Origin of the sequence: Nevskia soli DSM 19509 (genome assembly GCF_000711955.1) — a bacterium.
Lineage (GTDB): Bacteria > Pseudomonadota > Gammaproteobacteria > Nevskiales > Nevskiaceae > Nevskia > Nevskia soli.
In genome coordinates this window covers 188,324-213,144 of sequence record NZ_JONR01000007.1, presented here as the reverse complement: position 1 = coordinate 213,144, position 24,821 = coordinate 188,324, and the positions used below count along the sequence as shown (strand labels likewise).

The following is a 24,821-nucleotide window of genomic DNA, read 5'->3' as shown; positions in this document are numbered from 1 at the left end:
GGCTCTGATTCCAAGGGCCGGGTTGCGCCAAGCTGCGCCCTGCCCATCACAAACCAACGCGCCGAAGGTCCGGGGAGAGTTCAACCATGATGCGCCTGCTACCGTGGCCGGGGAGCCGCAAGAAGTCGGCCCAGCTGCCCCTGTACATCTCGGACCGCGGACATGGCGAAGCCTCGTTCGCCGCGCCGCTGCGCATCACCAATGTAACCGCCTATGGTTTCGCGCTGAAAGCACGCCGGCACAAGCTGCAGGCCTTCATCGACCAGCAGCTCAATGCCGCGAGCGATGGGGAACTGCGCTACAGCGCGGTGGAAGTGCCCTGCGACCGCGATGCCAGCTTCATGTTCCACTGCTACAACGATGCCCGGCATTGCACGCCGGAACCCGAGATCATCGGCCACATGCCGGATCGCGAGGCGGCCTTCCTGATTCCGGTGTGGCAGCACCGCCGGGGTTCGCTGCTGCCGCAGCTGCGGGTCTGGATTCCCTACCTGTTCATCGACGTCAGCGAGGGCCTGGTGACCGGACGCGAGGTCTGGGGCTACCGCAAGTCGTTCGCCAAGATCGAGTTGCCCACCGGACCGGCCAATGCCAGCTATCTGAGCTGCGAACCAATCCTGTTCAAGAAATTCGCGCCAGACACCGCAGGCCAGTGGGGCAAGATTATCCAGGTGCGCGGCACCTCCCGTAACGGCCAGGTACAGCCGGTGTGGACGGAGTACCAGCACATGGCGCGCGAGCTGATCGAGCGCATCGGGCTCGACTCAGGCCTCGCCAAAGTGGCCGATGAACTGTTCAACCTCTACCTCAGCAAACATCCGCTGCCGGTGATCAATCTCAAGCAATTCCGCGACGCGGTGGACAGCAGCCGCGCCTGCTACCAGGCCCTGGTCAGCAGCCCCTGCGAAATCATCGACTGGAAAGGCGGCCACTTTCTCGACGGCGACTACGAAATCGAAATCGCCACCTGCGACAGCCACCAGATCGTCAATGACCTGGGCCTTGCCGACCAAGTCGGCCCCGACAGCACCCTGATCAAGCCGCTCTATGGCTTCTGGTGCGACATGGGCTTCAGAACGCTGGCGGGCAGCATCGAGTGGCAGGCAACCTGAAACTTGAGATCATTCCGCAAACCTGGACCAAGGGCGCGTAACTAGAGCATTTTTCGTTTAGTTGCATATAAATTGTACCTGGCGGCACGGCCTCTCCCAGAGGGAGAGGCGATGAGCCGCCTTCAGGCGGCTCATGATGTGTACGCAGTTGAATCGAAAATGCTCTAGCGAAAAACCTTCTGCGTGATGGCGCGCGCCGCCAGCATGCCCGACTCGAACGCCGCTTCGGCACAGCCGCCATTGAGCGAGGTACGGGTCCAGTCGCCGGCCAGGAACAGGTTGTCGAAACCACTGCCGCCCGGAGCCAGCCGATAACGCAGCGTGCCCGGCAGGCTCTGCACATAGAGCTCCGACCAGGCCACGTTGGCGCGCCAGTAGACCCCGGCGACCTGCTGCCAGTCCAGGGCCCCGCCCGCATCGCAGGCGTTCGGCCACAGGGCGCCGGCATGGGCGGCAAACCAGGTCCGGCCGATCTGCTCGACCACCCGGTTCTGCGACGGGATATACGCCGGATCCGAGGTGCCGGCCGCGGGCTGGACCTGTGCCGGCTTGAAGGTGCCGCAGAGATATTCGCAGGACCGGGGTGCGGCGCCTTGCGGCCATTGTTCGGTGTCCAGTACCTGCGACATCTCGCCCCAGGAACGCAGGGGATCGGCAAAGGTGGTGGACACGGTCACGCCGTGCGGCCAGCCCAGCCGTTCCAGGTCCGGCTTCAGCCACAGCTGCGCCGACAGCGTCGCCACCGAAGCGCTATTGCCCAGCATGTCCGCCCAGCCCTTGCTGGCCCGGCTCAGTTGCGTGGTGATCGGCGCAGCCGCGGCCGGCGGGATGCCGAACACCACGGCATCGAAGTCGCGGCCCAGCTCGAGCCGGCGCGGGTCCGCCGGCTGCAGGGTCCAGGGATCCTCGAAATCGACGTGCCGGCGCTTCAGCGCCGCGCCGTCCACGAGCTGCTCCCACAGGGGCTCGGCGGGCCAGCAATCCCAGCTGTTGCCGCCGTCGGCATCGGCGATGCGCAGCAGTGGGCGATAGGCATCGTCCTTCAGCCGCGCCTGGCGCTGCAGATCGATGCCGGTGATGCAACGGCTCTCCGCGGCGACGTGCACTTCCTCGACACGATGGAAGAACTCGAAACGCACGCCACGCTGTTTCAAGGTCTGATACAAGGGCGTGAAGATCACATCGCCCATGCCCGCGCGCATCTTCCACAGCGGCGCGCCCCGGTAGGTGAAAGCCATGCGCAGGATCAGGCGCAGCAGCGCGCCGGCGGCGGCCTTGCCGTGTTCCGGGCTGGATGAATCGCCGTCCTGGTAAGCGAAGGCGAGGTCGTACAGGCACATGACCAGGGGATCGCGCGCCGCCTCGTCCCAGGCGCCGTGGCTGCGCAACCAGTCCTTGAAATCCAGGTGATCGATCCGCGCGAATCCGTCCAGGCCATGCGGCAGCACGTCTTCCAGCAGGCCGCGCAGAGCGGCCATGGAGAGATTGAGCAGTACCAGATCGTGGTGCCAGTCGCTGCTGAACAAGCCCTTCCCGAAAGGGCCCACGCCCTGCGGTGAAGCACCCACCCGATGCAGCCAGTCGTGGCATTCGCGCAGATCGGCATGCAGGCTGCGCCAATGCTCCTCGACGTATTCCAAAGGTGCGCGCACGGCATGCCGGGTGAAGCAGACCAACAGGAAATCCGCCTCGGCGCCCGACGCCGTCTCCGTTTCGCACACGCGTGCCAAGACGCTCCGCAACAGCGAGCCCGATGGCGGAGCCGGATCGTGTTGCGGCCTGCCGGCGGCCGCCGGCATCCCCTCGCCCACCAGCCAGCTCAGCAGCTGGTGCGCCTGATGCGTCAGCCACAGCGGATCCGATTCCATTTGCGTCAATCCATCGCCGGGCAATCCCGGGCGGCTGGGGAAATCCAGATTCCAGGCGCTGAGACGCGTTTCGCCCGCATTGCCGCCGTGCTGCCGCCACAGGGTGACGCGGTACTGCTCCTCGAACGCGTCGCGCCAGCCCTTGAAGACCGCCTTCGGCGGCTTCTCCATGGAGTCGTAGCAATCGCGGATCACGCGGAAGGTGGTTTCGTAGAACCCCATCATCAGGTGCAGGCCGTGCTCATGGATGCAGTTGTGCCCGGCCTGGTCGCGACCGCTGGCACCCTTGCCGCCGAGCCGCCAGCCGGGCGCATACACGGTGACCTGGTAACGCCGGCGCAATTCCTCCGTATGGCTCAGCCAGTAGGCGGCCGAGAGTGCCCCGCAGCCGCTGCCGAGCACCGCCACCTTGAGCGGCGGCGCAGCTTCCGCAGGCACTCCCTGCAGGAAATGCTCGCCGTGAATCCGCTGCGGATAACCGCACAGGGCGCGGCTGGCGGTCATACCCGACATGACCGTGGCCTCGACACAGCCCGCATTGATCGCGGTGTGCGTCCAGTCGCCGGCCAGGAACAGGTTGTCGAAGCCGCTGCGATCGGCGCGCAGCCGCAGCTTGTTGGCGCCCCTGGGCGACAGCACGTAGCGCTCGCTGGGATCGATGTTGGCGCGCAGGTACTGTCCGTCGAGACGGGCCGGCCCCTGCGCGCCGCCGGCATGGTGCAGCAGATTCCAGTCCAGCCCTTCGCCATCGGCTTGCGCGGCGCCCGGCCACAGCGTCCGGGTATAGGCACCGAACCAGCGCAAGGCCTCGGTGCGCACCTGCGCCAGCGCCACCTCCGGCACCGATGCATCGTCGCGAGCGCGATGCCGCGCCAGGTCGCCGGGCAAGGGACCACAGAAATATTGCACGCAGCGGGGCGGTGATTCGCCCCAGCGCTCCTGCGCGAGGCCATGGCTCATGTCGGCCCACACATCGAGCAGTTCGGGCGCCGCCACCATGACCGGCCGGGTATCGTCCGGATAGCCCGGGTTGTTCCAGCCCAGTTCCTGCTGGTCCTTGGTGAACCAGAGTTGGGCCGACTGCGTCTGCATGGTCGGCAACTGCTCCAGCATGTTCCTCCAGTCCGCGTTGGCTGCGGCCAATTCCCCGCAGATCGGCATCAGCGCGCCCAGCGAGATGCCCAGGACCACGGCATCGTCCGGCTCCAGCTCCAGGGTCCAGTCCTCGACGTCCTGCCACTGCGACCAATGCGATTCCAGGTTGACCCCTTGCAGCGCCTTGCCCTCCACCAACTGTTCCAGCAGGGGCGCGTGCGGCCAGCACGGGTAGGACAGCTCCTCGCTGCGCAGCAGCGGATCGTAGGTCCCGCATTCCGGCTTGACGGTGGCCTGGCGGCCGAAATGGATACGCGCGACGCGATTGTGCTGCGGATCCAGCTCCAGCTTGCGCACCCGCTGGAAGAATTCGAACTTCACTCCACGGCGGGTCAGCACTTCGTAGAGGGGCGCGACGACGATGTCGCCCATGCCGGCGTTCATGAGGTAGAACACCCTGCCGCGCCACAGCAGGGCGATGCGCAACGCGCAGCCCAGCGCGGCGCCGGCGGCGAAGTCCGGCCGCGCCATCTCGCCGTCGCGATAAGCGAAACAGCAGTCGTACAGTGCGCGCAGCAGCACCGAATGGGTCGTTTCCCCGGCAGCGCCATGCAGGCGCAACCATTCCCGCAGGTCGAGATGGTCGATCGAGCCGAGGCCGTGACGGAACAGATCGTCCTGCAACATGCCGATGACCACCGTGAGCCCGAGATCGACCATCAGCCGGACCCGGCGCAGTTGCGCTATCGCCTTGGCGGCAAGCTTCAGGCACTCGTGCAACGTGAAGCGCAGCGCCTTCAACTCTCCGATGATGATCTCGACCGCCAGCCGCTCCACGGTGCCTGCCCGGTCATGCGCCTGGATCCGTTCCTGCAGGAGCCTGAGCGGCGCGGCGACCGGCCCCTGCGTATGCTCGGCCAGTTCCGGATCTTCCAGCCAGTCGATCATGCGCTCCAGCAGGCGCCGCGGAATATCCCAATGGCTGGCCGCGTGAAGATGGTCCGCAGCCGGGCCGCCGCCATCGGGCGCCTGCAAGCCTTCGTCCGTTCCGGGCCGCCCGGGAATCAGCGGATGGCGGAACGGCACGGTCCAACGGGTCCACTGCGACTGGGCCTCCGTGCCGCATTGCTCGAGCATCGAGACCAGGGTCTGCCCGCTGAAAGCCTCATCGAGGCTGGACAAGGCCGAGCCCGGCGGCCGATCCAGTTCGCGATAGCACTCGCGCATCATGCGAAAGGCGTTTTCGTAAAAACCGAACCAGACGTGCAGGCCATGCTCCTCGATGCGCAGGCCATGCTCCGGGTTGCGGCTGCTGGCGCACTTGCCGCCCAGCCGCCAGCCCATCTGGTACAGCGTGATGTCGTAACGCTCGCGCCAGTCCGGAGCGCTGCTGAGGTGATAAGCGGTGGTGAGCGCGCCGATACCGCCGCCCAGAATCACAATCCGCTTGCGTCGCGTCACTTTGTCCCCTTGCCCGTTGCACGGGTGCGGAGCCAATCCCTGGCGGTTGTTGTTCTGCTTGACCAGGACCGGATGTTACCGGCAGCGTCGCCGACGATGGAGGCGCCGGACCGTAACGGCGCGGCGCCTGGTAGACCTTACCCCGGATGCGGGCCGGGGAAAGTGACCCCGATCACAAGCCGGACACGATATCCGGGGAGCGGTAGCGGGGATGGCGCGGGGCGCCCCGTCCACCCGGCTCGCTTGGGTAACCACCGGGGGGACCGGCCCGGCTATGCGGCCAAGCCCCGCGCCGGGCATACTTCTGGCATCAGGCAGGCCTCGCACCTGCAATAACCACAGAATTCCGAGGGAGAACGCATGAGTCTGTTCCGCACCAAACCGATCGACGTCAATGCCGATACGGGCCTGAAACGCGCCCTGGGCGCTTTCGACCTGACCATGCTGGGCATCGGCTGCATCATCGGCACGGGCATTTTCGTCCTCACCGGCGTGGTCGCGGCCCAGCACTCGGGCCCGGCGATCGTGCTGTCCTTCATCCTCTCCGGCACCGCCTGCGCCTTCGCCGCCCTGTCCTATGCCGAATTGGCGGGCGCCATCGGCGGCGCCGGCAGCGCTTACGGCTACGCCTATTCCGGCATCGGCGAGTTGATCGCCTGGATCATCGGCTGGGACCTGATCCTGGAATACGCCATCGCCACCTCCACCGTGGCCATCGGCTGGTCCGGCTACTTCGGCAAGATCCTGGAACTGCTCGGCCTGCACCTGCCGCATGCCCTGACCAATGCCCCGCTCGATGGCGGCATCGCCAACGTGCCGGCGATGGTCATCGTGCTGCTGCTGTCGGTGCTGCTGTCGATCGGCGTCAGCGAATCGGCGCGTTTCAACACCATCATGGTGTTCGTCAAGCTGGCCGCCGTGGCCATCTTCATTGTCGTCGCCGGGCCCCACGTCAACCCGGCCAACTGGCATCCCTTCATTCCGCCGGCCACCACCGATGCCGGCGGCCAATCGCATTTCGGCTACGGCGGCATCCTCACCGGCGCCTCGCTGATCTTCTTCGCCTACATCGGCTTCGACGCCGTTTCCACCGCGGCGGAGGAAACCATCAACCCGCAACGCAACCTGCCGATCGGCATCATAGCGTCGCTGGTGATCTGCACCATCCTCTACATCGTCGTCTCCGGCATCCTCACCGGCGTGGTCCACTACGACCAGATCGATATCAAGGCGCCCATCGCCGACGCGCTCAAGCAACTCGGCATCGGCTGGGCCGAAGCCCTGATCTCGATCGGCGCCCTGGCCGGCATCACCACCGTCATGCTGGTTCTGTACTTCGGCCTGACCCGGGTGATCCTGGCCATGTCGCGCGATGGCCTGCTACCTACCCTGATGGCCAGGATCAATCCGAAAACGCAGACGCCGGTGCGCCTGATCCTCGGCTCCGGCGTGGTCATCGCCCTGATCGCCGGCCTGTCGCCGATCGGCAAGGTGGCGGAGCTGGTCAACCTGGGCACGCTGGCCGCCTTCTTCCTGGTCTGCGCCAGCGTCATCGTGCTGCGCAAGACCCGTCCCGAACTGAAACGCCCCTTCCGCACACCTTGGGTACCGCTGGTGCCGCTGCTGGGCATGGGCTTCTGCGGCTTCCTCATGGCGGGATTGCCGACCATCACCTGGATCGGTTTCGCCATCTGGTCGGCGTTCGGACTGGCGATCTTCTTCCTCTATTCGCGCAGTCATAGCGAACTCGCCCAAAAAAGCTGAACGGAGCCGCCATGAACGGCTTCTGGACCGCGGTTGACGCGATCAACAACACCCTGCTGTCGGTGCCGATGCTGCTGGCCCTGCTGGCCATCGGCCTGCTGTTCACCCTGTGGAGCGGCTTCTGCCAGTACCGCTCGCTGACCCACGGCATCGCCCTGGTGGCCGGCAAGGGCATCGACACCGGCCACGGCAGCGGCGCCCTGACCCACTTCCAGGCGCTGACCGCCGCCATGTCCGGCACGGTCGGCCTGGGCGCCATCGCCGGCATGGCCATCGCGGTGGATTTCGGCGGCCCGGGTGCGATGTTCTGGATGTGGCTGGTAGGCCTGCTCGGCATGGCGCTGAAGACCACCGAGGTGACGCTGTCGCTGCTCTACCGCGACACCTCGGAACCCGAAAACCCGCACGGCGGCGCCATGTACGTGGCGCGCAACGCGCTCGGCAGGATGCTTCCCGGCATGCAGGGCTTCGGCAAGTTCGTCGGCGGGTTCTTCTGCCTGGCGCTGCTGCTGTTCGCCGTGACCGGCGGCAACATGTTCCAGACCTGGAGCGCCGCCGACGTCACCCGCGAATACTTCGGCGTGCCGACCTGGATCACCGGCGTGATCCTCGCCACGCTGGCCGGCGTGGTCATCCTCGGCGGCATCAAGCGCATCGGCAATGTCACCGGCATCCTGGTGCCGCTGAAATGCGGCATCTATGTGCTGTGCGGGCTCTACGTGATCCTGCTGCATGCGTCGGAGCTGCCGGACCTGGTACGGCTGATCTTCGTCTCGGCCTTCTCCAAGTCGCAGGCGGTGGGCGCCTTCACCGGCGGCGTCATGGGCAACGCCTTCCTCTGGGGCATGAAGCGCGCGCTGTTTTCCAGCGAGGCGGGCCTGGGCACCGCGCCGATCGCCCATGCCGCGGTGAAGACGCCGGAGCCGGTGACCGAAGGCGTGGTAGCCGGGCTGGAGCCTTTCATCGACACCATGTTCGTCTGCACCGTCACCGGCCTGGTCATCCTGTGCAGCGGCATCTGGAACCGCGCGCCGGCCGCGCGCTGGGACACGCCACCGGCTTTCATCGAAGTGATGCCCGGGCAGTGGCAGCCGCAGCTCACAACCCCGCCCAGCGAAAACGGCAAGGTCGAGTGGAAGGAGAACGCGCCGGTCTTCGTCATCGCCGACAACGGCGACCATCGCGTACGCGTCTATGGCGCCGTGCACCTGGACCAGGGTATCGCCGCCATCACCTGGCAAAGCATCTCCGCCGCCACGGCACCGCAGGTCGCCGAACCGGGCCTGTTCGCCGACTACCGCGGCGCCACCCTGGTGGCCAAGTCCTTCGACACGGTGCATGACGGCTTCGGCCGCTGGCTGATCACCATCGTGGTCTGGGTGTTCGCGCTCTCCACCGTGATCAGCTACGGCTACTACGGCGAACAGGGCGTGATCTACCTGTTCGGCGCCGGAGCGGTCACCATCTACCGCTGGCTGTGGTGCTTCGCCGCCGCGGCCGCCTGCTTCGGCTTCATCCGCACCTCGGTGGAGCTGGATGCGATCAGCACCGTCGGCATGGGCTTCATGTACCTGGTGAACCTGCCGTTGATGCTGCTGCTCGGCTCGCGGGCGATGAGCGCTTACAAGGATTACTTCCGCAGGTTGAAGCTCGGGCAGATCCGTAGGGCTGTATGACATCCTGTCAAGAACGCGGCCATCCATGGCCGCGACTGTTGAAACAAACAAATGACTGATCAGGTTCTAGAGCATCGAACTGACCCCGCCACCGGCGTATTGCTGATCAACCTCGGCACGCCGGATGCGCCGACGCCCGCCGCGATCCGCCGCTACCTGGCGCAGTTCCTGTCCGACCACCGGGTGGTGGAGCTGACGCCGCTGCTGTGGCTGCCGCTGCTCTACGGCTTCATCCTGCCGTTCCGTCCGGGCCGCCTGGTGCACGCCTACGAGAAGATCTGGACCGAGGAGGGCTCGCCCCTGCTGGCGATCTCGAAACGGCTGGCAAGCGGGCTGGAGCGGCGTCTGGGGGAAACGCTGGGCCGGGACGTGCCGGTAGCCCTGGGCATGACCTACGGCACACCGTCCATCGCCACCGCCCTGGCGGAGCTGGAAGCGCGGCGGGTGCGGCGCATCGCCGTGCTGCCGCTCTATCCGCAATATTCCTGCTCCACCAACGCGGCCGCGCTCGACGCGCTGTTCGCCGAACTGAACACGCGCCGCTGGGTGCCCGAGCTGCGCACCGTCAACAGCTACCACGACGAGCCCGCCTATATCGCCGCCCTGGCGCAAAGCGTCCGCGCCCACTGGCAGGCGCGGGGCCGCGGTGACTACCTGCTGCTGTCCTTCCATGGCCTGCCGCAGCGCACGGTGCTGGCCGGCGATCCGTACTACTGCCAGTGCCAGAAGACCGGCCGCCTGCTGGCCGGGGCCCTGGAGCTTCGCGAAGGCGAATTCAGCGTGGCCTTCCAGAGCCGCTTCGGCAAGCTGCCCTGGGTGCAGCCCTACGCCGAGCCGACCATCGCCGCGCTGCCGGCACGCGGCATACGCCAGCTCGACGTACTCTGCCCCGGCTTCGCCGCCGACTGCCTGGAGACGCTGGAGGAAATCCAGCTGCGCTATGCCGAGACCTTCACCGCCGCCGGCGGGACGGCCCTGCGCTACATCCCCGCCCTGAACGACAGTCCCGCGCACCTCGACGTGCTGGGCGGCATCGTCCTGCGGCAACTGCAGGGCTGGCTTCCCGCCGCCGCCGACGCGGCGGACCTCGCCGCGCGCCAGCAGCGCGCCGCCGCACTGCGACCGGGCTTTTCCGGAAACTCGCCCGCCGGCTGATCCATCTCCGGAAGCCGCGGCGATACCGGCCTCCCGCTCCCCACCCGGCCAATAAAAAACCCCCGTCGCATCGCGACGGGGGTCTGGTCCCGCAAACCTCTTGAGCCCTTACTCGCCCTTGGTGCTGATCTCGGCGCGACGGTTCAGGGCACGGCCTTCGGCGGTCGTGTTCGGAGCCACCGGCTGGCTTTCGCCGTAGGCGTAGGTGCGGATGCGGCCCGCGTCGACGCCCTTGCGTACCAGGTAGTCCTTGACCGCGGTGGCGCGGCGCTCGGACAGGGCCTGGTTGTAGGCGTCGGTGCCGATCCAGTCGGTGTGGCCGGAGACGTCCACCTTCAAGCTCGGGTAGGTGCTGCTGAGCTTGTTGATGGTGGTGACGTCGCTGTCCAGGCTGGCCTGTGCGTACTCGGTCAGGTTGTACTTGTCGAAGGCGAAGTGCACGTCCTCGAAGCGATGGTTGGCGGCCAACGTGTCGGTCGGGGTCGAAACGACCGGGGGCGGCGGCGGCAGGGTTTCGGGAGCCACCGCGGTGGTGCCGCCGAAGGACAGCGGAATCAGCAGACCGAGGCTGACCACCGGCTCGCCGAAGCGGTTGACGTTCTTGCCGGGGAACTTGGAGCTGTCGGTATCGACCCAGCGGTAGCGGACGTCGCCGCGCACGCCGAAGTCGGTGTTGAAGACCTTGAAGTAATGGATGGCGCCCACGCCGGCGTCGGCCATGAAGGCGCCGTCGCTGCCGGAGTTGTCCAGCTTTTCCTTGGAGTAGCCCAGGCCCAGGCCGAAGTACGGGGAGAACGCCGCACTGCGCGAGAAGTAGAACTGGTTGTCGACCTTGGCCAGATACTGCTTCCACGGGTTGCTGCCGGCATCGTCATTCGCATTGAAGTGCGAATACGCGCCGTCCAGTTCCACGGTGTAGAAGCGGTTGATCGGAATGCCGCCGCCGAGCATGCCGCCGATGCCCCCATCGGAGTGCCGGCTGTTGTCGGCAAAGGTGTACATCAGGCTTTCGCTGATGAACGGACGCATCGTCACGTCGTCGGCATGAGCCGGCAGGACGGTCGCCAGGGCCAACCCGGTACCGATGAGCCCCGAACGCATGAGCTTATTCATTGTGCTTATCCCTATCCTGTGGAATATCCCCGAGCAGCCACGCCCGTGCCATCTTAGTATACGCAAGGATCATGACATTTTGGAATTGCGCAGAATGTGCGGCAGTACACACATCCCCGAATTTTAGCGTGCAGGGAGCAGTAAGTGCATCAATTTTTACTCGAATACGGCCTGTTTCTTGCCCGGACCGTGACCTGGGTCGCAGCAATCATCGTCATCGGCATTGCCGCGGCCAACCTGGTCCGTGCCGCCCGGCAGGAAGGCGGCGAACGGCTGGAGGTCAAGAACCTGAACCAACGCCTGCGGCGCCTGGCCGACATCCTCAACCAGGAGCTGCTTGGTGCCGACCAGCTGAAGCGGGAACACAAGCGGCTCAAACGGGAGGACAAGGCCCGCGAGCATGCACTCGAGAAAGGTGGCCCGACCCGGCCGCGCCTGTTCGTGCTGGACTTCCACGGCGACCTGGAAGCCAGCCGGGTCAACGCCCTGCGCGAGGAAATCAGCGCCCTGTTGCAGGTGGCGCAGCCGCGGGACGAGGTGCTGCTGCGGCTGGAGAGCGCCGGCGGCGTGGTGCATGGCTACGGCCTTGCCGCCTCGCAGTTGCGGCGCATCCGCGACCATGGCCTGCGCCTGGTGGTGGCCATCGACAAGGTCGCGGCCAGCGGCGGCTACCTGATGGCCTGCGTCGCCCACCATGTCACGGCGGCCCCGTTCGCCATCGTCGGCTCCATCGGCGTGGTCGGCCAGATGCCCAATTTCAACCGCCTGCTGCGCGAAAAGCACATCGACTACGAACTGCACACCGCCGGTGAATTCAAGCGCACCCTGACCATGTTCGGCGAAAACAACGACGCGGCGCGCGCCAAGTTCCGCGAGGAGCTGGACGAGACGCACACCCTGTTCAAGTCCTTCGTCGCCGCCAACCGCCCGCAGCTGTCGCTGCCGCAGGTCGCCACCGGCGAGCACTGGTACGGCACCCAGGCGCTGGAGCTGAAGCTGATCGACGAGGTGCGCACCAGCGACGACTACCTGCTGCAGCGGGTCAAGGAAGTCGACGTCTACGAACTGCACTACCGCGTGCGCCGCAACCTGCGCGACCAGATCTTCGGCGCTCTCGCCCGCCTTTCGGCGGGCACCACCCTGCCGTGGCAACGCCCTGCCGGGATGTTATAAAAGCGCCCTCCCCCAGGCCCCTACAGGATTCATCCATGAAACTAGCCAGCCGCAGCTTTTCCGATGGCGGCGTCATCCCCGGCCGCTGCGCCTTTGCGGCGAAGGCGCCGGTCGGTCACGTGCGCCTGTCGCAGAACCTCAACCCGGAACTGCACTGGAGCGACGTGCCGGCCGGCACCCGCAGCCTGGTGCTGCTGTGCACCGACGCCGATGCGCCTTCACCCAAGCCGGCGGACGTCAATACCGAAGGCGCCATCCTCAGCCCGAAGCTGCCGCGCGGAGAGTTCGTGCACTGGGTCATGGTCGACATGCCGCCCACCACCACGGGCATCGCCGAAGGCGCTTGCGGCTCGGGCATCACCCCGGGCGGCAAACGCCAGCCCGACGGCCCCGAAGGCAGCCGCCAGGGCATCAACGACTACACCGCCTGGTTCGCCGGCGACAAGGACATGGGAGGGCCGTATTTCGGCTACGACGGCCCCTGCCCGCCCTGGAACGACAGCATTCCCCACCACTACACCTTCCAGCTGCTGGCGGTGGACCTGGAGCGCTGCCCGGTGGACGGCGAGTTCACCGCCGCCCAGGTGCGCAAGGCGCTGGACGGCCATATCCTGGCCAGTGCCGCCATCGGCGGCCGCTATGCCCTCAACCCCTTGATTCGGCTGCGCTGACCCCCAGACAGCCTGAACAAACAGCTTAAAGTTAAAAAAACCGTGCCGGCGGCGGGAAACTTGCCGTCCGGCGCATGGTCTGAAAGCGCACGCCGCTACCGCGCGGTCGTTTATCCATAAGGATTATTCACAATATGGCCCGTATGTCGTTTCTGAAAACCACCATAGTTGCCGGCGGCGCCGCCCTCATGGCAACCGTCGCGACCCTCGCGCTGACCACCACCTCCCCCGCCCCGGTGCATGCGGACATTCCGCCGGCCATGCTGGCGCCGAGCGCCCCCGGCCAGGTGCCCTCCCTGGCGCCGATGCTCAAGACCGTGCTGCCGACCGTGGTCAACATCGCCGTCAGCAGCAAGGTGCAAATCCAGAATCCACTGCTCAACGACCCCTTCTTCCGCCGCTTCTTCAACGTCCCGCCCGGCCAGCAGCAGCCGCAGGAACGTGAGGAACAGGCCATCGGCTCCGGCGTCATCGTCGATGCCGCCAAGGGTTACGTGCTGACCAACAACCACGTGGTCGAGCACGCCGACAAGATCAAGGTGCGCCTCAACGACGACCGCCAGTTCGACGCCAAGCTGATCGGCACCGACCCGCAGACCGACCTGGCCGTGCTGCAGATCAAGGCCGACGGCCTCAACGCGCTGCCGCTGGGCGACTCGGCGCAGCTGCAGGTGGGCGACTTCGTGGTCGCCATCGGCAGCCCCTTCAACCTGCGCCAGACCGTCACTTCCGGCATCGTCAGCGGCCTCGGCCGCAACACCGGCGCCGACGACGGCAGCTACCAGGACTTCATCCAGACCGACGCTTCGATCAACCCCGGCAACTCCGGCGGCGCCCTGATCAACCTGCGCGGCGAACTGGTCGGCATCAATTCGCAGATCTACAGCCAGAGCGGCGGCAGCATCGGCATCGGCTTCTCCATTCCGGTGAACCTGGCCAAGTCGGTGATGAGCCAGCTCATCGCCACCGGCAAGTTCGAGCGCGGCCGCATCGGCATCGTCGGCCAGAACCTGACCCCTGAACTGGTCAAGGCCCTGGGGCTGAAGGAAAACACTCACGGCGCGCTGGTGGCCAAGGTCGCCCCGGGCACCCCCGCCGACAAGGCCGGCCTGAAGGACGGCGACGTGGTGATCCAGGCCAACGGCAAGACCATCAAGGACATGCCCGAGCTGCGCAACCTGATCGGCCTGCTCAAGATCGGCGAGAAGGTCGACCTCACCGTGCTGCGCGACGGCGCCACCAAGCAGATCACCGTGGTGGTCGGCAAGAGCCCGGACGAAAAGGTCAGCGCCGGCGGCAACGACAACGGCAAGGACGGGGGCACCGCCGGCGGCAAGGGCCTCAATCCCAAGCTCAAGGGCGCCACCTTCGGCCCGGTGCAGGACAGCGACAGCAAGGGCGTGCAGGTGATCGAACTCGACCGCGATTCGCCGGCAGCGGAAGCCGGCCTGCAGCCGGGCGACATCATCCTCAGCGTCAACCGCCATCCGGTAACCGGCCTGGCCGACTTCCAGAAGCTCGCCAGCGGCAACGGCGACCTGCTGCTCTACGTGCGCCGCGGCGACGGCGCTCTCTACCTCGCCTTGCAATAGCTTCACTGCGCCTCATCAGACGCCCGGCCCGCAAAGCCGGGCGTTTGCTTTGGCGCTCCTGTCACACGACGCGGGCGGCAAGCCGGTGCGGGCAGCTTCCGGTGCAAACGCTACGCTATACTGCAACGAGTCAACCGCCGGTTTGTCCATGCTCCACAAGGAACTCGCGCAACTCGACGAGCGGGTACAACGCCTGATCGCCGCATATCGTCAGGCGCGCCTGGAGCGGAAGCGCGCGCTGCAGGAGCGTGACCGCCTGCTCGCGCTCAATGCGGAACTGAAACGCCGCATCGAAGGCGTGGTCGAACGCATCCGCCTGCTCGAAAGCGATCAGGCGCAATGACGGGGGCGATCAAGGAATCATGAAAGAGGCTGCGAAGGACCCCAGGAAGGAAGGCGCGCTGATCGTGGAAGGCGCGCGCAAGGACGATCCGCTGACCGTCACCGTACGCATCATGAGCCGCGAATACACCGTGGCCTGCCCGGCGGAAGAGCACGAAGCCCTCGTCGCGTCCGCCGACTACCTCAACGAACGCATGACCGGCATCCGCCGCCGCGGCAAGGCACTGGGCGCCGAGCGCATCGCCGTGATGACCGCGCTCAACCTCGCGCGCGAACTGCTGGCCATGAAAGGCCATAGCGGCGTCACGCCGCAGGACGCCGAAGCCATCGACAAGGTGCATCAACTCGGCCTGGATATCGACCATACGCTGAATACCGCGGATTGATCCGCCGATTCCGCAAGGCAGTCGATTGCATGCGCCCGCTTTGATCCGATGCGCAAGGCTCGTCTTTGCACCCCTTTGGTGTTATCTTTGTTACCGGTGTCTCCTGCGGTGTTCGTGATCCATCTCAGAACCCCTTGAGCCTAATTGCTATGCAAAGGGAGCCTCACCCGCGTAGGGAGCGCAGGTCCGCCTTGCAGCGGAAAGCCCAAATACGCGGCGCGGCGCCCACTTGAGACGCTGTCTCAAGGTCGAAGACGGATGACGGCACAGGCGGGAGACACCCTTTCCCAACAAAATGATCGACAGCCAACGGCTGTCGACCCACATCCCTCGCCCGCGGAGCGGGAGAGGGGGGGACCATCGGCGGATGCCGATGGTGGGGTGAGGGGAGACCGCCCCACTCCGGAACACGATTCGCGCGACGCTCTTTCAGGCGGGCTCTCTTTGGCGGCCCGCAAAAGCGAGCTGCGCCAAACCTTGCGGCGACGGCGCATCGCCATCAACCGCGCGCAGCGCAACCGCTGCGCGCGCCGCGCCGCCCTGCAGCTGCTGCGCTGGCGGCGCCTGCGCCAGGCGCGCCATATCGCGGTCTATCTTTCGGCGCGCTCCGAACTCTCCACTGCAATCCTGATCGAATACCTGCTGCGCCAGGGTCGCAAGTTATGGGCTCCGGTCACCGGCCCCGATGCGGGGATGCATTTCGTGCCGCTGCGGCGCGAAAGCAAAACGCGGCGCGGCCCCCTGAACCTGCCGCAACCCGCAAGCACCCGGCCCAGGCGCAGCGCGGCGCGCATCGACCTGATCCTGCTGCCGCTGCTCGGCTTCGACGCGCGCGGCCATCGCCTCGGCAATGGCGGCGGCTACTATGACCGGGCACTCGCCGGCTCCCGTCCCGGACGCCGGCCGCTGCTGGTGGGTTACGCCTACTCGGCACAGGAGATGGCCGCGATTCCGGCCGAATCCTGGGATGTGAGACTCGACGCGGTCATCACCGAGAAAGGGCTGCGCCGTTTCTTCTGAGAAAAGCTACCGTCCGCGGCCACGGCTGGCCAAGTGCCGCCTTCACATGCCACACTGCCGCAGCCCCGCAGATCAACGAATCCACCATGTTCCTAAGCCTTTCCAGGATGGTCGGCTGTCTACTTGTGGCCCTCGTCGCGAGCGGCTGCGTCTCCACCAATGCCTATGTCGAAAACGGACACGACAAGGCCGATTTTCGTGAGCTGAAACCGCGCACGCCGCCTACGCCAGTCAAGGTCACCGCCGAATTCCGCGTCAACGGCGAGCCGCGTCCGGAAGTCAACCAGGCGGTGTTCAATGAAATCGTGCGCGTCCTGCAGCGCACCCAGGTGCTGCAGCCGGTCAGCGGCAATCCCGGCGCCAGCCTGCACGTGATCGTCGACGATACCGTCGACCTCGATGCCGCACGCCACAACGGATTGGTCAATGGACTGACCGAAGGCATGACCGGCAGCACCACCAAGGACGAATACCACTTCACCTACACCATGCAGACCGCGGGCGTGGAAAAACCGCAAACCGGCCTCTACCGGCACGCCATGATCACCGTCTCCGGCCGCGCCGTGCCGCCCAGTTACGGCCAGCCGCATTCGCTGGACGAAGCGTTCTCCATCATCGTCAAGCAATCGGTGCTGGAATTCCTTTCCGATCTGCAATCGATGGGCGACGAACCGGTGATGATCCTGCCGGAAACCAGCGACGAAAAGTAAGTCCCATGGCCATGGCCTACTGGTTGATGAAGTCCGAACCCGACTCCTTTTCCATCGACGACCTGCAGCGCCGGCCGAAGAAGATCGAGGCCTGGGATGGAGTAAGGAATTATCAGGCGCGCAATTTCATGCGCCAGATGAAGCTGGGCGACCAGGCCTTTTTCTATCACTCCAGCTGCGAAGTGCCGGGCATCGTCGGCCTGATGAAGGTGGTGGCCGAGGCCTACCCGGATCCGACCCAGTTCGATGCCGGGCACCATCACTACGACCCGGCGAGCAAGCCCGAAGAACCGCGCTGGTCGCTGGTGGACATGAAGTTCGAACGCAAGCTCAAGCGCGTCATCACCCTGACGGAACTGCGCGAGCACGAAGGCAAGCTGTCGAATTTCCGCCTGCTGGCCCGCGGCACGCGCCTGTCGGTGCTGCCGGTGACGCCGGCGCAGTGGGAGTACATCCTCAAGCTGGAATGAAGCTGGTGGCTGGTGGCTAGTGGCTAGTGGCTAGTGGCTAGTGGCTAGTGGCTAGTGGCTAGTGGCTAGTGGCTAGAAAAAGCATGCTTTTACCAGGCACTGGACACCAGTCGCTGGCGGCAACGCCGCCTAGCTGTTGGCCACGCGCAGACGGTGCAAGCCCGTTTCCTGCGGCCCCTTGAAGATCTGCGGATTCTCCCAGGGCTCGACTTCGCCGTAACGGAAATCCAGCGCCAGCAGGTCGTCGACGGTGCCACCCCGGCCGAAGCGGAAGCCCTGGCCCATGTCGCAATGGCGCGCGCGCAGGAAATCGAACTGCTGCTCGGTCTCCACGCCCTCTCCCACCACCTTGATGCGCAGGCTGTGCGCCAGGGCGATGATGGTCTGCGCCACCGCCGCGTCGCCGGCGCTGTCGGGCAGGCGGCTGACGAAGGAGCGGTCGATCTTCAGCGTATCGATGGGGAAGCGCGTGATGTAGGACAGGCTGGAATAACCCGTGCCGAAATCGTCCACCGCGAAGGCCAGGCCCAGCGCGCGCAGGCGTTGCAGGCGCTCCGCCAGCTCATCGCTGCTGTCCATCAGCACGCCTTCGGTGATCTCCAGTTCCAGGTGCGCCGGATCCAGCCCGCTGTCGGCCAGCGCCTGCTCGATCAGCGTCTGCAGATTGCCCTGGCGGAACTGGCGCGGCGACAGGTTCACCGCCAGGCGCACCGGCGCGCCGACAGCCCGCTGCAGCCGCACCGCATCGCGGCAGGCGGTGCGCAGCACCCAGGCGCCGAGCGGCACGATCAGGCCGGTTTCCTCCGCCACCGGAATGAAGCGGCTCGGCGGCACCGCGCCATGCAGCGCATCGTTCCAGCGCAACAAGGCCTCGACGCCGACCACGCGGCCGCTGTTGAGGCACACCTGCGGCTGGTAGTGCACCACGAATTCCTCGCGCTCCAGCGCGCGGCGCATCGCCGCCTCCAGCTCCAGCTTCTCCGCCGCGGCGCGCTCCATGGCGCTGCTGAAGATACGGAAGCAGCGGCGGCCGGACGCCTTGGCCTGGTACATCGCCATGTCGGCATGGCGCAGCAGGGTGTGCACGTCGTGGCCGTCGGTGGGGAACATGCTGACGCCGACGCTGGGCGTGACATGCAGCTCATGGTGGCCGGCCATGATCGGCGCCGACACCCGCTCGACGATGGAGGCCGCGATGCGCTTGATGCCGTCCACATCGGTGACGTCGGGCAGCAGCACCACGAACTCGTCGCCGCCCATGCGCGCCACCGTGTCGCCGGCACGCACGCAGGCGCCAAGGCGCTCGGAAATCTTCGACAGCATCAGGTCGCCGATATGGTGGCCGAGCGAATCGTTGATGCGCTTGAAATGATCCAGGTCGATCATCAGCACGCCGACCTGCGAACCGTCGCGGCGGCTGCGCTTCATCGCCATCTGCAGGCGGTCCTGCAGCAGCACGCGGTTGGGCAGGCCGGTGACGGCATCGTGATGGGCGATGTGCCGCGTGTAATCGTCGCGGCGCTTGCGCTCGGTGATGTCGTAGGCGATGCCGAGGAAGCCGTTGAGCACGCCGTTGCCGTCGCGCAGGCCGGTGACCGAGACATGCGCCGGCAGCGAGGAGCCGTCGCCGCACATCAGGTTCCACTCGCGCTCGTCGGTGAGGCCCTGCCGCGCCTTGTGGGCGAATACCTCGAAGCCCGGCGCCACGCGCGCGCCCGCTTCCAGCGACAGCTCGGCGGCGCGCGCCGCCACGTCGGCCGGTTCGAACAGGGTGGCGAAACGGGTCTGCTCCACCAGGTCCTCGGCGGACTGGCCGAGCATGCGCTCCGCCGCGGGGTTGACGCTGCGGATCACCCCTTCGGCATTGGTGGAAATGATGGCGAAGGGGGCGAAGTCGAGAATCGCCTGCTGCAGGCGGTTGGCCTGCGCCAGCTGCTGCTCCATCTCGCGGCGTTCGCTCAGGTCGCGCGACAGCTTGGAATAGCCGATCAGGCCGCCGTCACCGCCGTACAGCGCGGTGACCACCACGTTGCTCCAGTAGCGCGAACCGTCCTTGCGCAGGCGCCAGCCCTCGTCCTCGAAGCGGCCTTCGGCCGCGGCCATGCGCAGGTCCATGTCGGGCTTGCCGTCGGCGACATCCTCGGGCGGGTAGAACAGGGCGATCGGCCGGTTCAGCACCTCGGCTTCGGTGTAGCCGTTGATGCGTTCCGCGCCGGCGTTCCAGGAGGCTACCGTGCCATCGGGAGCGAGCATGAAGATGGCGTATTCCGCCACGCCCTCGACCAGCAGGCGGAAGCGCTGTTCGGAAGCCTGCTGCGCCGCCATCATCTCGGTGGCGAGCCGCTGCGCCCGGCGTTCGTTGGCGCCGAGCATGTTGAGCACCACGTAGAACAGGAAGCCCAGCATGGCGCCGCAGGCCAGCATCACCGGCGCCCACCACTCGCTCTCGCGGGCATAACTGCAGGCGAGCAGGTACAAGGCGACGCCCAGCAGCATGATCGCCACCGGCGCCACCGCGCGCTTGCCACCCTGCATGAAGTTGAGAGGCTTCATCTGTCCGTAGACGCTTCCCTCGTCTGGAAGACTTCAATTTACATTCTCGGCCTGCCAATGGCTGGAAAACGCCCCCATAGGCAGTTTTACCCACATGACGCGTCCGGAAAGCACAAGCGCCCGCCGGCTTGATTGGCCCGCCGGCCAATCCGGCACCGGACTCAGGTGCCTGCCGACGCTTCCTGCGTGCCGAGAAACAGGGCATACGCGGGGTTTTCGGTCTCGTCCCAATAGGGATATCCCAATTGGTCCAGGGCGCGCCGGCACTCGGCGCGCTCCGCCCGCGGGACTTGCAGGCCGCACAGCACCCGGCCATAGGCGGCGCCATGGTTGCGGTAGTGGAACAGCGAGATGTTCCAGCGGCCGCCGACGGCGTTGAGGAAGTCCAGGCAGGCGCCGGGGCGTTCCGGGAATTCGAAGCGGTACAACCGCTCGTCGCTCAGGCCCGGCGCACGCCCGCCGACCATGTAGCGCACATGCAGCTTGGCCATCTCGTTGCCGGTCAGGTCGACCACCGGATAGCCGTCGCCGCGCAGCTTGGCGATGACGCCGTCGCGATCCTCCGGGCCGGAAAAATGCACGCCGGCGAAGACATGCGCCTGCGCCGGCGAGGCATAGCGATAGTTGAACTCGGTCAACGGCCGGCGGCCGATCTCCTTGAGGAAGCGCTTGAAGCTGCCAGGCTTCTCGGGAATGGTCACCGCCATCAGGGTTTCGCGGCCTTCGCCCACCTCGGCGCGTTCGGCGATATGGCGCAGCCGGTCGAAATTCAGATTGCCGCCGGAGATCACGGCGACGTAGGTCTTGCCCTGGGCGCCGTGCATGGCCGCCCAGCGCTTCACCCCGGCCACCGCCAGGGCGCCCGCCGGTTCCGGCAGGCTGCGGTTTTCCTGGAACAGGTCGCGGATCGCGGCGCAGATTTCGTCGATGCTGACGCGGATCGCCGCATCCACCGTCTCGCGCGCCACCCGGAACGGCTCGGCGCCGGCCTGGCGCACCGCCACGCCGTCGGCGAACAGGCCCACCTGGGCCAGCTTGACCCGGCGCCCGGCTTCCAGCGCCTGCGCCATGCAGTCCGAATCCTCCGGCTCGACGCTGATCACCTGCACGCCCGGCCGCACCGCCTTGATGTAGGCGGCGATGCCGGCCAGCAGGCCGCCGCCGCCGGTGGGCACGAACACCGCGTCCAGCGGCCCGGTGCCAATTTGCTCCAGGATCTCCTTGCCCACCGTGCCCTGCCCGGCGATGACGTCGGCATCGTCGTAAGGCGGGATCGAGGCCAGGCCTTTTTCCTCCGCCAGCGTCGCGGCGTGGGCGGCGGCATCGTCGAAGGTGTCGCCGTGCAGCACGGCGCGGCCGCCGAGCAGGCGCACCGCGTCCACCTTGATCGCCGGGGTGGTGCGCGGCATCACGATCCAGGCCGGGATGCCCAGCCGCTTCGCAGCCAGCGCCACGCCCTGGGCGTGGTTGCCGGCCGAGGCGCAGACCACGCCGCGGGCGCGCTGCGCTTCCGGCACCCGCACGATCTTGTTGTAGGCGCCGCGCAGCTTGAACGAGTAGACGCTCTGCTGGTCCTCGCGCTTCAGCAGCAGGCGGTTGCCGATGCGCGCCGACAGCTTGGGCGCCTCCTCCAGGGCGGTGACGATCGCCACGTCGTAGACCCGCGCCTGCTCGATGCGGCTGCGGTACTGCCGCAGCAAACGCTCGCGGCTTTCGGGGGAGGAGGGGCTGTCGGGCAGCTCGGCGGGGCGCACGGGTTCGTGCCGGGGGTCGGCGTCACTTATCATAAGGGGACGTAATTTATCAGTTCCTGGTGCCACACCCCCCCAATGCACGAACTCATCGCTTTTGTCGGCGGCGGCAACATGGCGGCCAGCCTGATCGGCGGCCTGCTTGCGGCCGGCCATCCGGCGGCGCGCCTGCGCGTGGCGGTGCGTACGGCGGAAAGCGCCGCGCGCGTCGCCGAGCGTTTCGGCGTGGCGGCATTGACCGACAGCGCCCGGGCGATCCGTGGCGCCGACATCGTGGTGCTGGCGGTGAAGCCGCAGCAGATGGCCGAAGCGCTGCGCGGCCTGCGCGTGGAGCCGGGCGCCACGGTGATCTCGGTGGCCGCCGGCGTGCAGGTCGCCACCCTGGCGCAATGGCTGGGCACGACGGCGGTGGTGCGCTCGATGCCCAACACCCCGGCCCTGTTCCGCTGCGGCGTCAGCGGCCTCTACGCGGCGCCGGAAGTGCCGGCCGAGTCGCGCCAGCGCGCCGAGGGCGTGCTGGGCTGCGTCGGCGAAACCTGCTGGGTCGAACGCGAGGAGCAGATCGACGCCGTCACCGCCCTGTCCGGCTGCGGCCCGGCCTACTACTTCCTGCTGACCGAGGTGCTGCGCGACGCCGGCACCGCCCTGGGGCTGGACCCGGTGGTGGCGGCGCAGCTGGCCCACAGCACCTTCATCGGCGCCGCGCAGATGGCGCGCGACGCCGGCGAGGACGTCGCCGTGCTGCGCGCCCAGGTGACCTCCAAGGGGGGCAGCACCGAAGCCGCCCTGGCCCATCTTGAAGCGGCCGGCCTGGGCCGTATCTTCAAGGAGGCGCTGGCTGCCGCCGACCTTCGCGCGCGCCTGCGCGGCGAAGAACTGGCGCAGCTGGCCGCCTCCTCCACGAACTGAAAAGCCTTAAACAAAATGAACGCCGTGGTTTTCCTGGTCCCCGCGATCTTCAACATCGTCCTGTCGGTGCTGATCCTGCGCATCCTGCTGCAACTGGTCCGCGCCAATTTCTACAACCCGATCTCGCAGCTGATCTGGCGCGTCACCACGCCGGTGGTCGGCCCCCTGGCGCGCGTCATCCCGCGCTGGAAGACCCTGGATATCGCCGGCCTGCTGGTGCTGCTGGCGGTGACCATCGCCTACGTCTGGATCCTCAACGCCCTGGTGCCGGTGTTCTTCTACGTCAGCGGCTGGCTCGACGTGCTGGAACTGGCCCTGCTGATCATCATCAACCTCACCGCCAAGCTGTACGTGCTGAGCCTCTTCGCCCAGGCCCTGCTGTCCTGGGTCGGCCCCGGCGTGAACAATCCCAACGCCAACATCCTGTGGAGCCTGAACGAGCCGCTGCTGCGGCCGGTGCGGCGCATCCTGCCGCCCCTCTCCGGCCTGGACCTGTCGCCGATCCCGGTGATCCTGATCCTGCTGACCATCGATCACGTATTGAGCGCCCAATTGGGTCACTTCGCCTGAAATGACCGGGACGCCTCCGCAGCACGCAGCCAGCGCCGACTCGGTCGGCATCGTCGTTCCGCGCAAGTTCGCCATCGAGCAGCCGCTGCTGCTGGACTGCGGCCGCACCCTGCCGCGCCATGAGCTGATGGTGGAGACCTACGGCGAGCTCAACGCCGCGCGCAGCAATGCCGTGCTGATCTGCCACGCCCTCTCCGGCGATCACCACGCCGCCGGCTACCACAGCGACAGCGACCGCAAGCCCGGCTGGTGGGATTCCGCCATCGGCCCCGGCAAACCCATCGACACGCGGCGCTTCCACGTCGTCTGCCTCAACAACCTCGGCGGCTGCCGCGGCTCCACCGGCCCGGCCACCCTCGATCCGGCCACCGGCATTCCCTACGGCCCCGACTTCCCCATCATCACCGTGCGCGACTGGGTGCGCTCGCAGGCCCTGCTCGCCGACCGGCTCGGCATCGCCCGCTGGGCCGCGGTGATCGGCGGCTCGCTCGGCGGCATGCAGGTGATGCAGTGGGCCATCGACCTGCCGCAGCGCATCGGCCACGCCCTGATCATCGCCGCCGCGCCGAAGATCTCGGCGCAGAACATCGCCTTCAACGAGATCGCGCGGCAGGCCATCATGTCCGACCCCGAGTTCCACGACGGGCGCTACTACGCCCACGGCGTGGTGCCCTCGCACGGCCTCAAGCTGGCGCGCATGCTCGGCCACATCACCTACCTGTCGGACGAGGCCATGCGCGCGCGCTTCGGCCGCGTGCTGCGCGACGGCGACGGCCAGTTCAACTACAACTACGACGTCGAATTCGAAGTGGAAAGCTACCTGCGCCACCAGGGCCAGAGCTTCGTCGACCGCTTCGACGCCAACACCTACCTACTGATGACCAAGGCGCTGGACTACTTCGACCCGGCGCGCGAATACGGCGACGATCTCGCCGCCGCCTTCCGCGGCGCCACCGCCCGATTCCTGGTGGCCTCGTTCGAAGCCGACTGGCGCTTCTCGCCGGCGCGCTCGCGCGAGATCGTCAAGGCGCTGGTCGCCGCCGGGCGCGAGGTGACGTATGCGCAGATCGATTCCGACCTGGGGCATGACGATTTCCTGATGCCGTTGCCGGAGTATCACCGGGTGTTGCGCAACTATCTCTCGCGGGTGGCGGACGAGGTGGGCACGTGAGCGCTACGGCTTACTCCCCCTCTCTCCATGAACAAGGGGAGAGGGCCGGGGTGAGGGGCGCTTTTTCTTCACGCAGCACAAAGCCCCATTCGCCCCGAGTGCCCGCAAGGCGGGCGTATCGAGGGGCCAGGAGCGGACCTCTCCCCCAGCGTCATTCCCGCGAAGGCGGGAATCCAGTTTTAGCGGACTACGTGTTCGTGCGGGATTCGATCGGTACTCTGAAACCTCGGCGTACGCGCTTGCGCGCGGCTCCTTGCCT

General features: G+C 66.8%; 19 protein-coding genes and 1 other RNA gene. 16 read left to right on the top strand and 4 right to left on the bottom strand.

Annotated elements, in window-relative coordinates; all coding sequences use genetic code 11:
* The first annotated feature begins 86 nt into the window (after positions 1 to 86).
* A complete protein-coding gene (locus tag BP26_RS0104300) occupies positions 87 to 1,112 on the top strand; it encodes an acetoacetate decarboxylase family protein (protein WP_029919350.1) in 1,026 nt (341 codons plus the stop codon).
* Between the two features lie 164 nt (positions 1,113 to 1,276).
* On the opposite strand, the gene BP26_RS27285 is transcribed toward BP26_RS0104300, so the two are convergent.
* Complete coding sequence (locus BP26_RS27285) at positions 1,277 to 5,536, bottom strand: NAD(P)-binding protein (RefSeq protein WP_157572348.1); 4,260 nt, start codon at positions 5,534 to 5,536, stop codon at positions 1,277 to 1,279.
* 360 nt (positions 5,537 to 5,896) lie between these two features.
* On the opposite strand from BP26_RS27285, the gene BP26_RS0104290 reads away from it, so the two are divergent.
* The 3 genes from BP26_RS0104290 to hemH are packed head-to-tail and all read left to right on the top strand — an operon-like array spanning position 5,897 to position 10,131.
* Positions 5,897 to 7,300, top strand: a complete 1,404-nt coding sequence (locus BP26_RS0104290) for an amino acid permease (protein WP_029919348.1) — start codon at positions 5,897 to 5,899, stop codon at positions 7,298 to 7,300.
* 11 nt (positions 7,301 to 7,311) lie between these two features.
* Positions 7,312 to 8,976, top strand: coding sequence for an alanine/glycine:cation symporter family protein (locus BP26_RS27280; protein WP_051748279.1), 1,665 nt, complete (start codon positions 7,312 to 7,314; stop codon positions 8,974 to 8,976).
* A gap of 51 nt (positions 8,977 to 9,027) precedes the next feature.
* Positions 9,028 to 10,131, top strand: coding sequence for a ferrochelatase (gene hemH / locus BP26_RS0104280; RefSeq protein WP_051748256.1), 1,104 nt, complete (start codon positions 9,028 to 9,030; stop codon positions 10,129 to 10,131).
* A 108-nt stretch (positions 10,132 to 10,239) separates the two neighbouring features.
* Here the strand turns inward: hemH and BP26_RS30830 are convergent, their stop codons facing one another.
* A complete protein-coding gene (locus BP26_RS30830) occupies positions 10,240 to 11,244 on the bottom strand; it encodes an OmpA family protein (protein WP_084182789.1) in 1,005 nt (334 codons plus the stop codon).
* A 144-nt stretch (positions 11,245 to 11,388) separates the two neighbouring features.
* On the opposite strand from BP26_RS30830, the gene sohB reads away from it, so the two are divergent.
* The 9 genes from sohB (at position 11,389) to BP26_RS0104235 (ending at position 17,608) form a co-directional block, all read left to right on the top strand.
* Entirely contained in the window at positions 11,389 to 12,417 is a 1,029-nt protein-coding gene (gene sohB, locus BP26_RS0104270; protein ID WP_029919344.1) for a protease SohB, read from the top strand.
* 35 nt (positions 12,418 to 12,452) lie between these two features.
* Complete coding sequence (locus tag BP26_RS0104265; protein WP_029919343.1) at positions 12,453 to 13,088, top strand: YbhB/YbcL family Raf kinase inhibitor-like protein; 636 nt, start codon at positions 12,453 to 12,455, stop codon at positions 13,086 to 13,088.
* A 188-nt stretch (positions 13,089 to 13,276) separates the two neighbouring features.
* Entirely contained in the window at positions 13,277 to 14,680 is a 1,404-nt protein-coding gene (locus BP26_RS0104260) for a DegQ family serine endoprotease (protein ID WP_211254822.1), read from the top strand.
* A gap of 49 nt (positions 14,681 to 14,729) precedes the next feature.
* Positions 14,730 to 15,023, top strand: coding sequence for a protein bicaudal D homolog (locus BP26_RS0104255; RefSeq protein ID WP_245611702.1), 294 nt, complete (start codon positions 14,730 to 14,732; stop codon positions 15,021 to 15,023).
* A gap of 19 nt (positions 15,024 to 15,042) precedes the next feature.
* Entirely contained in the window at positions 15,043 to 15,408 is a 366-nt protein-coding gene (locus BP26_RS0104250; RefSeq protein WP_051748254.1) for a cell division protein ZapA, read from the top strand.
* A gap of 97 nt (positions 15,409 to 15,505) precedes the next feature.
* Positions 15,506 to 15,689, top strand: a non-coding RNA gene (ssrS, locus tag BP26_RS28275) — 6S RNA.
* Positions 15,690 to 15,852: 163 nt separating this feature from the next.
* On the top strand, positions 15,853 to 16,428 hold the full coding sequence (locus BP26_RS0104245; RefSeq protein ID WP_029919339.1) for a 5-formyltetrahydrofolate cyclo-ligase: 576 nt from the start codon (positions 15,853 to 15,855) through the stop codon (positions 16,426 to 16,428).
* Positions 16,429 to 16,553: 125 nt separating this feature from the next.
* On the top strand, positions 16,554 to 17,138 hold the full coding sequence (locus BP26_RS0104240; RefSeq protein ID WP_029919338.1) for a hypothetical protein: 585 nt from the start codon (positions 16,554 to 16,556) through the stop codon (positions 17,136 to 17,138).
* A gap of 11 nt (positions 17,139 to 17,149) precedes the next feature.
* Positions 17,150 to 17,608: an EVE domain-containing protein gene (locus BP26_RS0104235; protein ID WP_029919337.1), complete on the top strand. Its 459-nt coding sequence runs from the start codon at positions 17,150 to 17,152 to the stop codon at positions 17,606 to 17,608.
* Positions 17,609 to 17,737: 129 nt separating this feature from the next.
* Here the strand turns inward: BP26_RS0104235 and BP26_RS0104230 are convergent, their stop codons facing one another.
* The gene (locus BP26_RS0104230) at positions 17,738 to 20,161 is read right to left on the bottom strand and encodes a putative bifunctional diguanylate cyclase/phosphodiesterase (RefSeq protein WP_051748252.1); all 2,424 of its coding nucleotides are present in this window, start codon (positions 20,159 to 20,161) and stop codon (positions 17,738 to 17,740) included.
* Between the two features lie 161 nt (positions 20,162 to 20,322).
* Positions 20,323 to 21,861, bottom strand: a complete 1,539-nt coding sequence (ilvA, locus tag BP26_RS0104225; protein ID WP_029919335.1) for a threonine ammonia-lyase, biosynthetic — start codon at positions 21,859 to 21,861, stop codon at positions 20,323 to 20,325.
* Between the two features lie 129 nt (positions 21,862 to 21,990).
* On the opposite strand from ilvA, the gene proC reads away from it, so the two are divergent.
* From proC to metX, 3 genes are read left to right on the top strand one after another with little or no spacing between them, the layout of a single operon-like run.
* Entirely contained in the window at positions 21,991 to 22,821 is an 831-nt protein-coding gene (proC, locus tag BP26_RS0104220) for a pyrroline-5-carboxylate reductase (protein ID WP_029919334.1), read from the top strand.
* Between the two features lie 15 nt (positions 22,822 to 22,836).
* Positions 22,837 to 23,391 (top strand): YggT family protein, encoded by a 555-nt coding sequence (locus BP26_RS0104215; RefSeq protein ID WP_029919333.1) that lies wholly within the window; start codon positions 22,837 to 22,839, stop codon positions 23,389 to 23,391.
* 1 nt (position 23,392) lies between these two features.
* Positions 23,393 to 24,562: a homoserine O-succinyltransferase MetX gene (gene metX / locus BP26_RS0104210; protein WP_029919332.1), complete on the top strand. Its 1,170-nt coding sequence runs from the start codon at positions 23,393 to 23,395 to the stop codon at positions 24,560 to 24,562.
* Positions 24,563 to 24,821 lie beyond the last annotated feature (259 nt).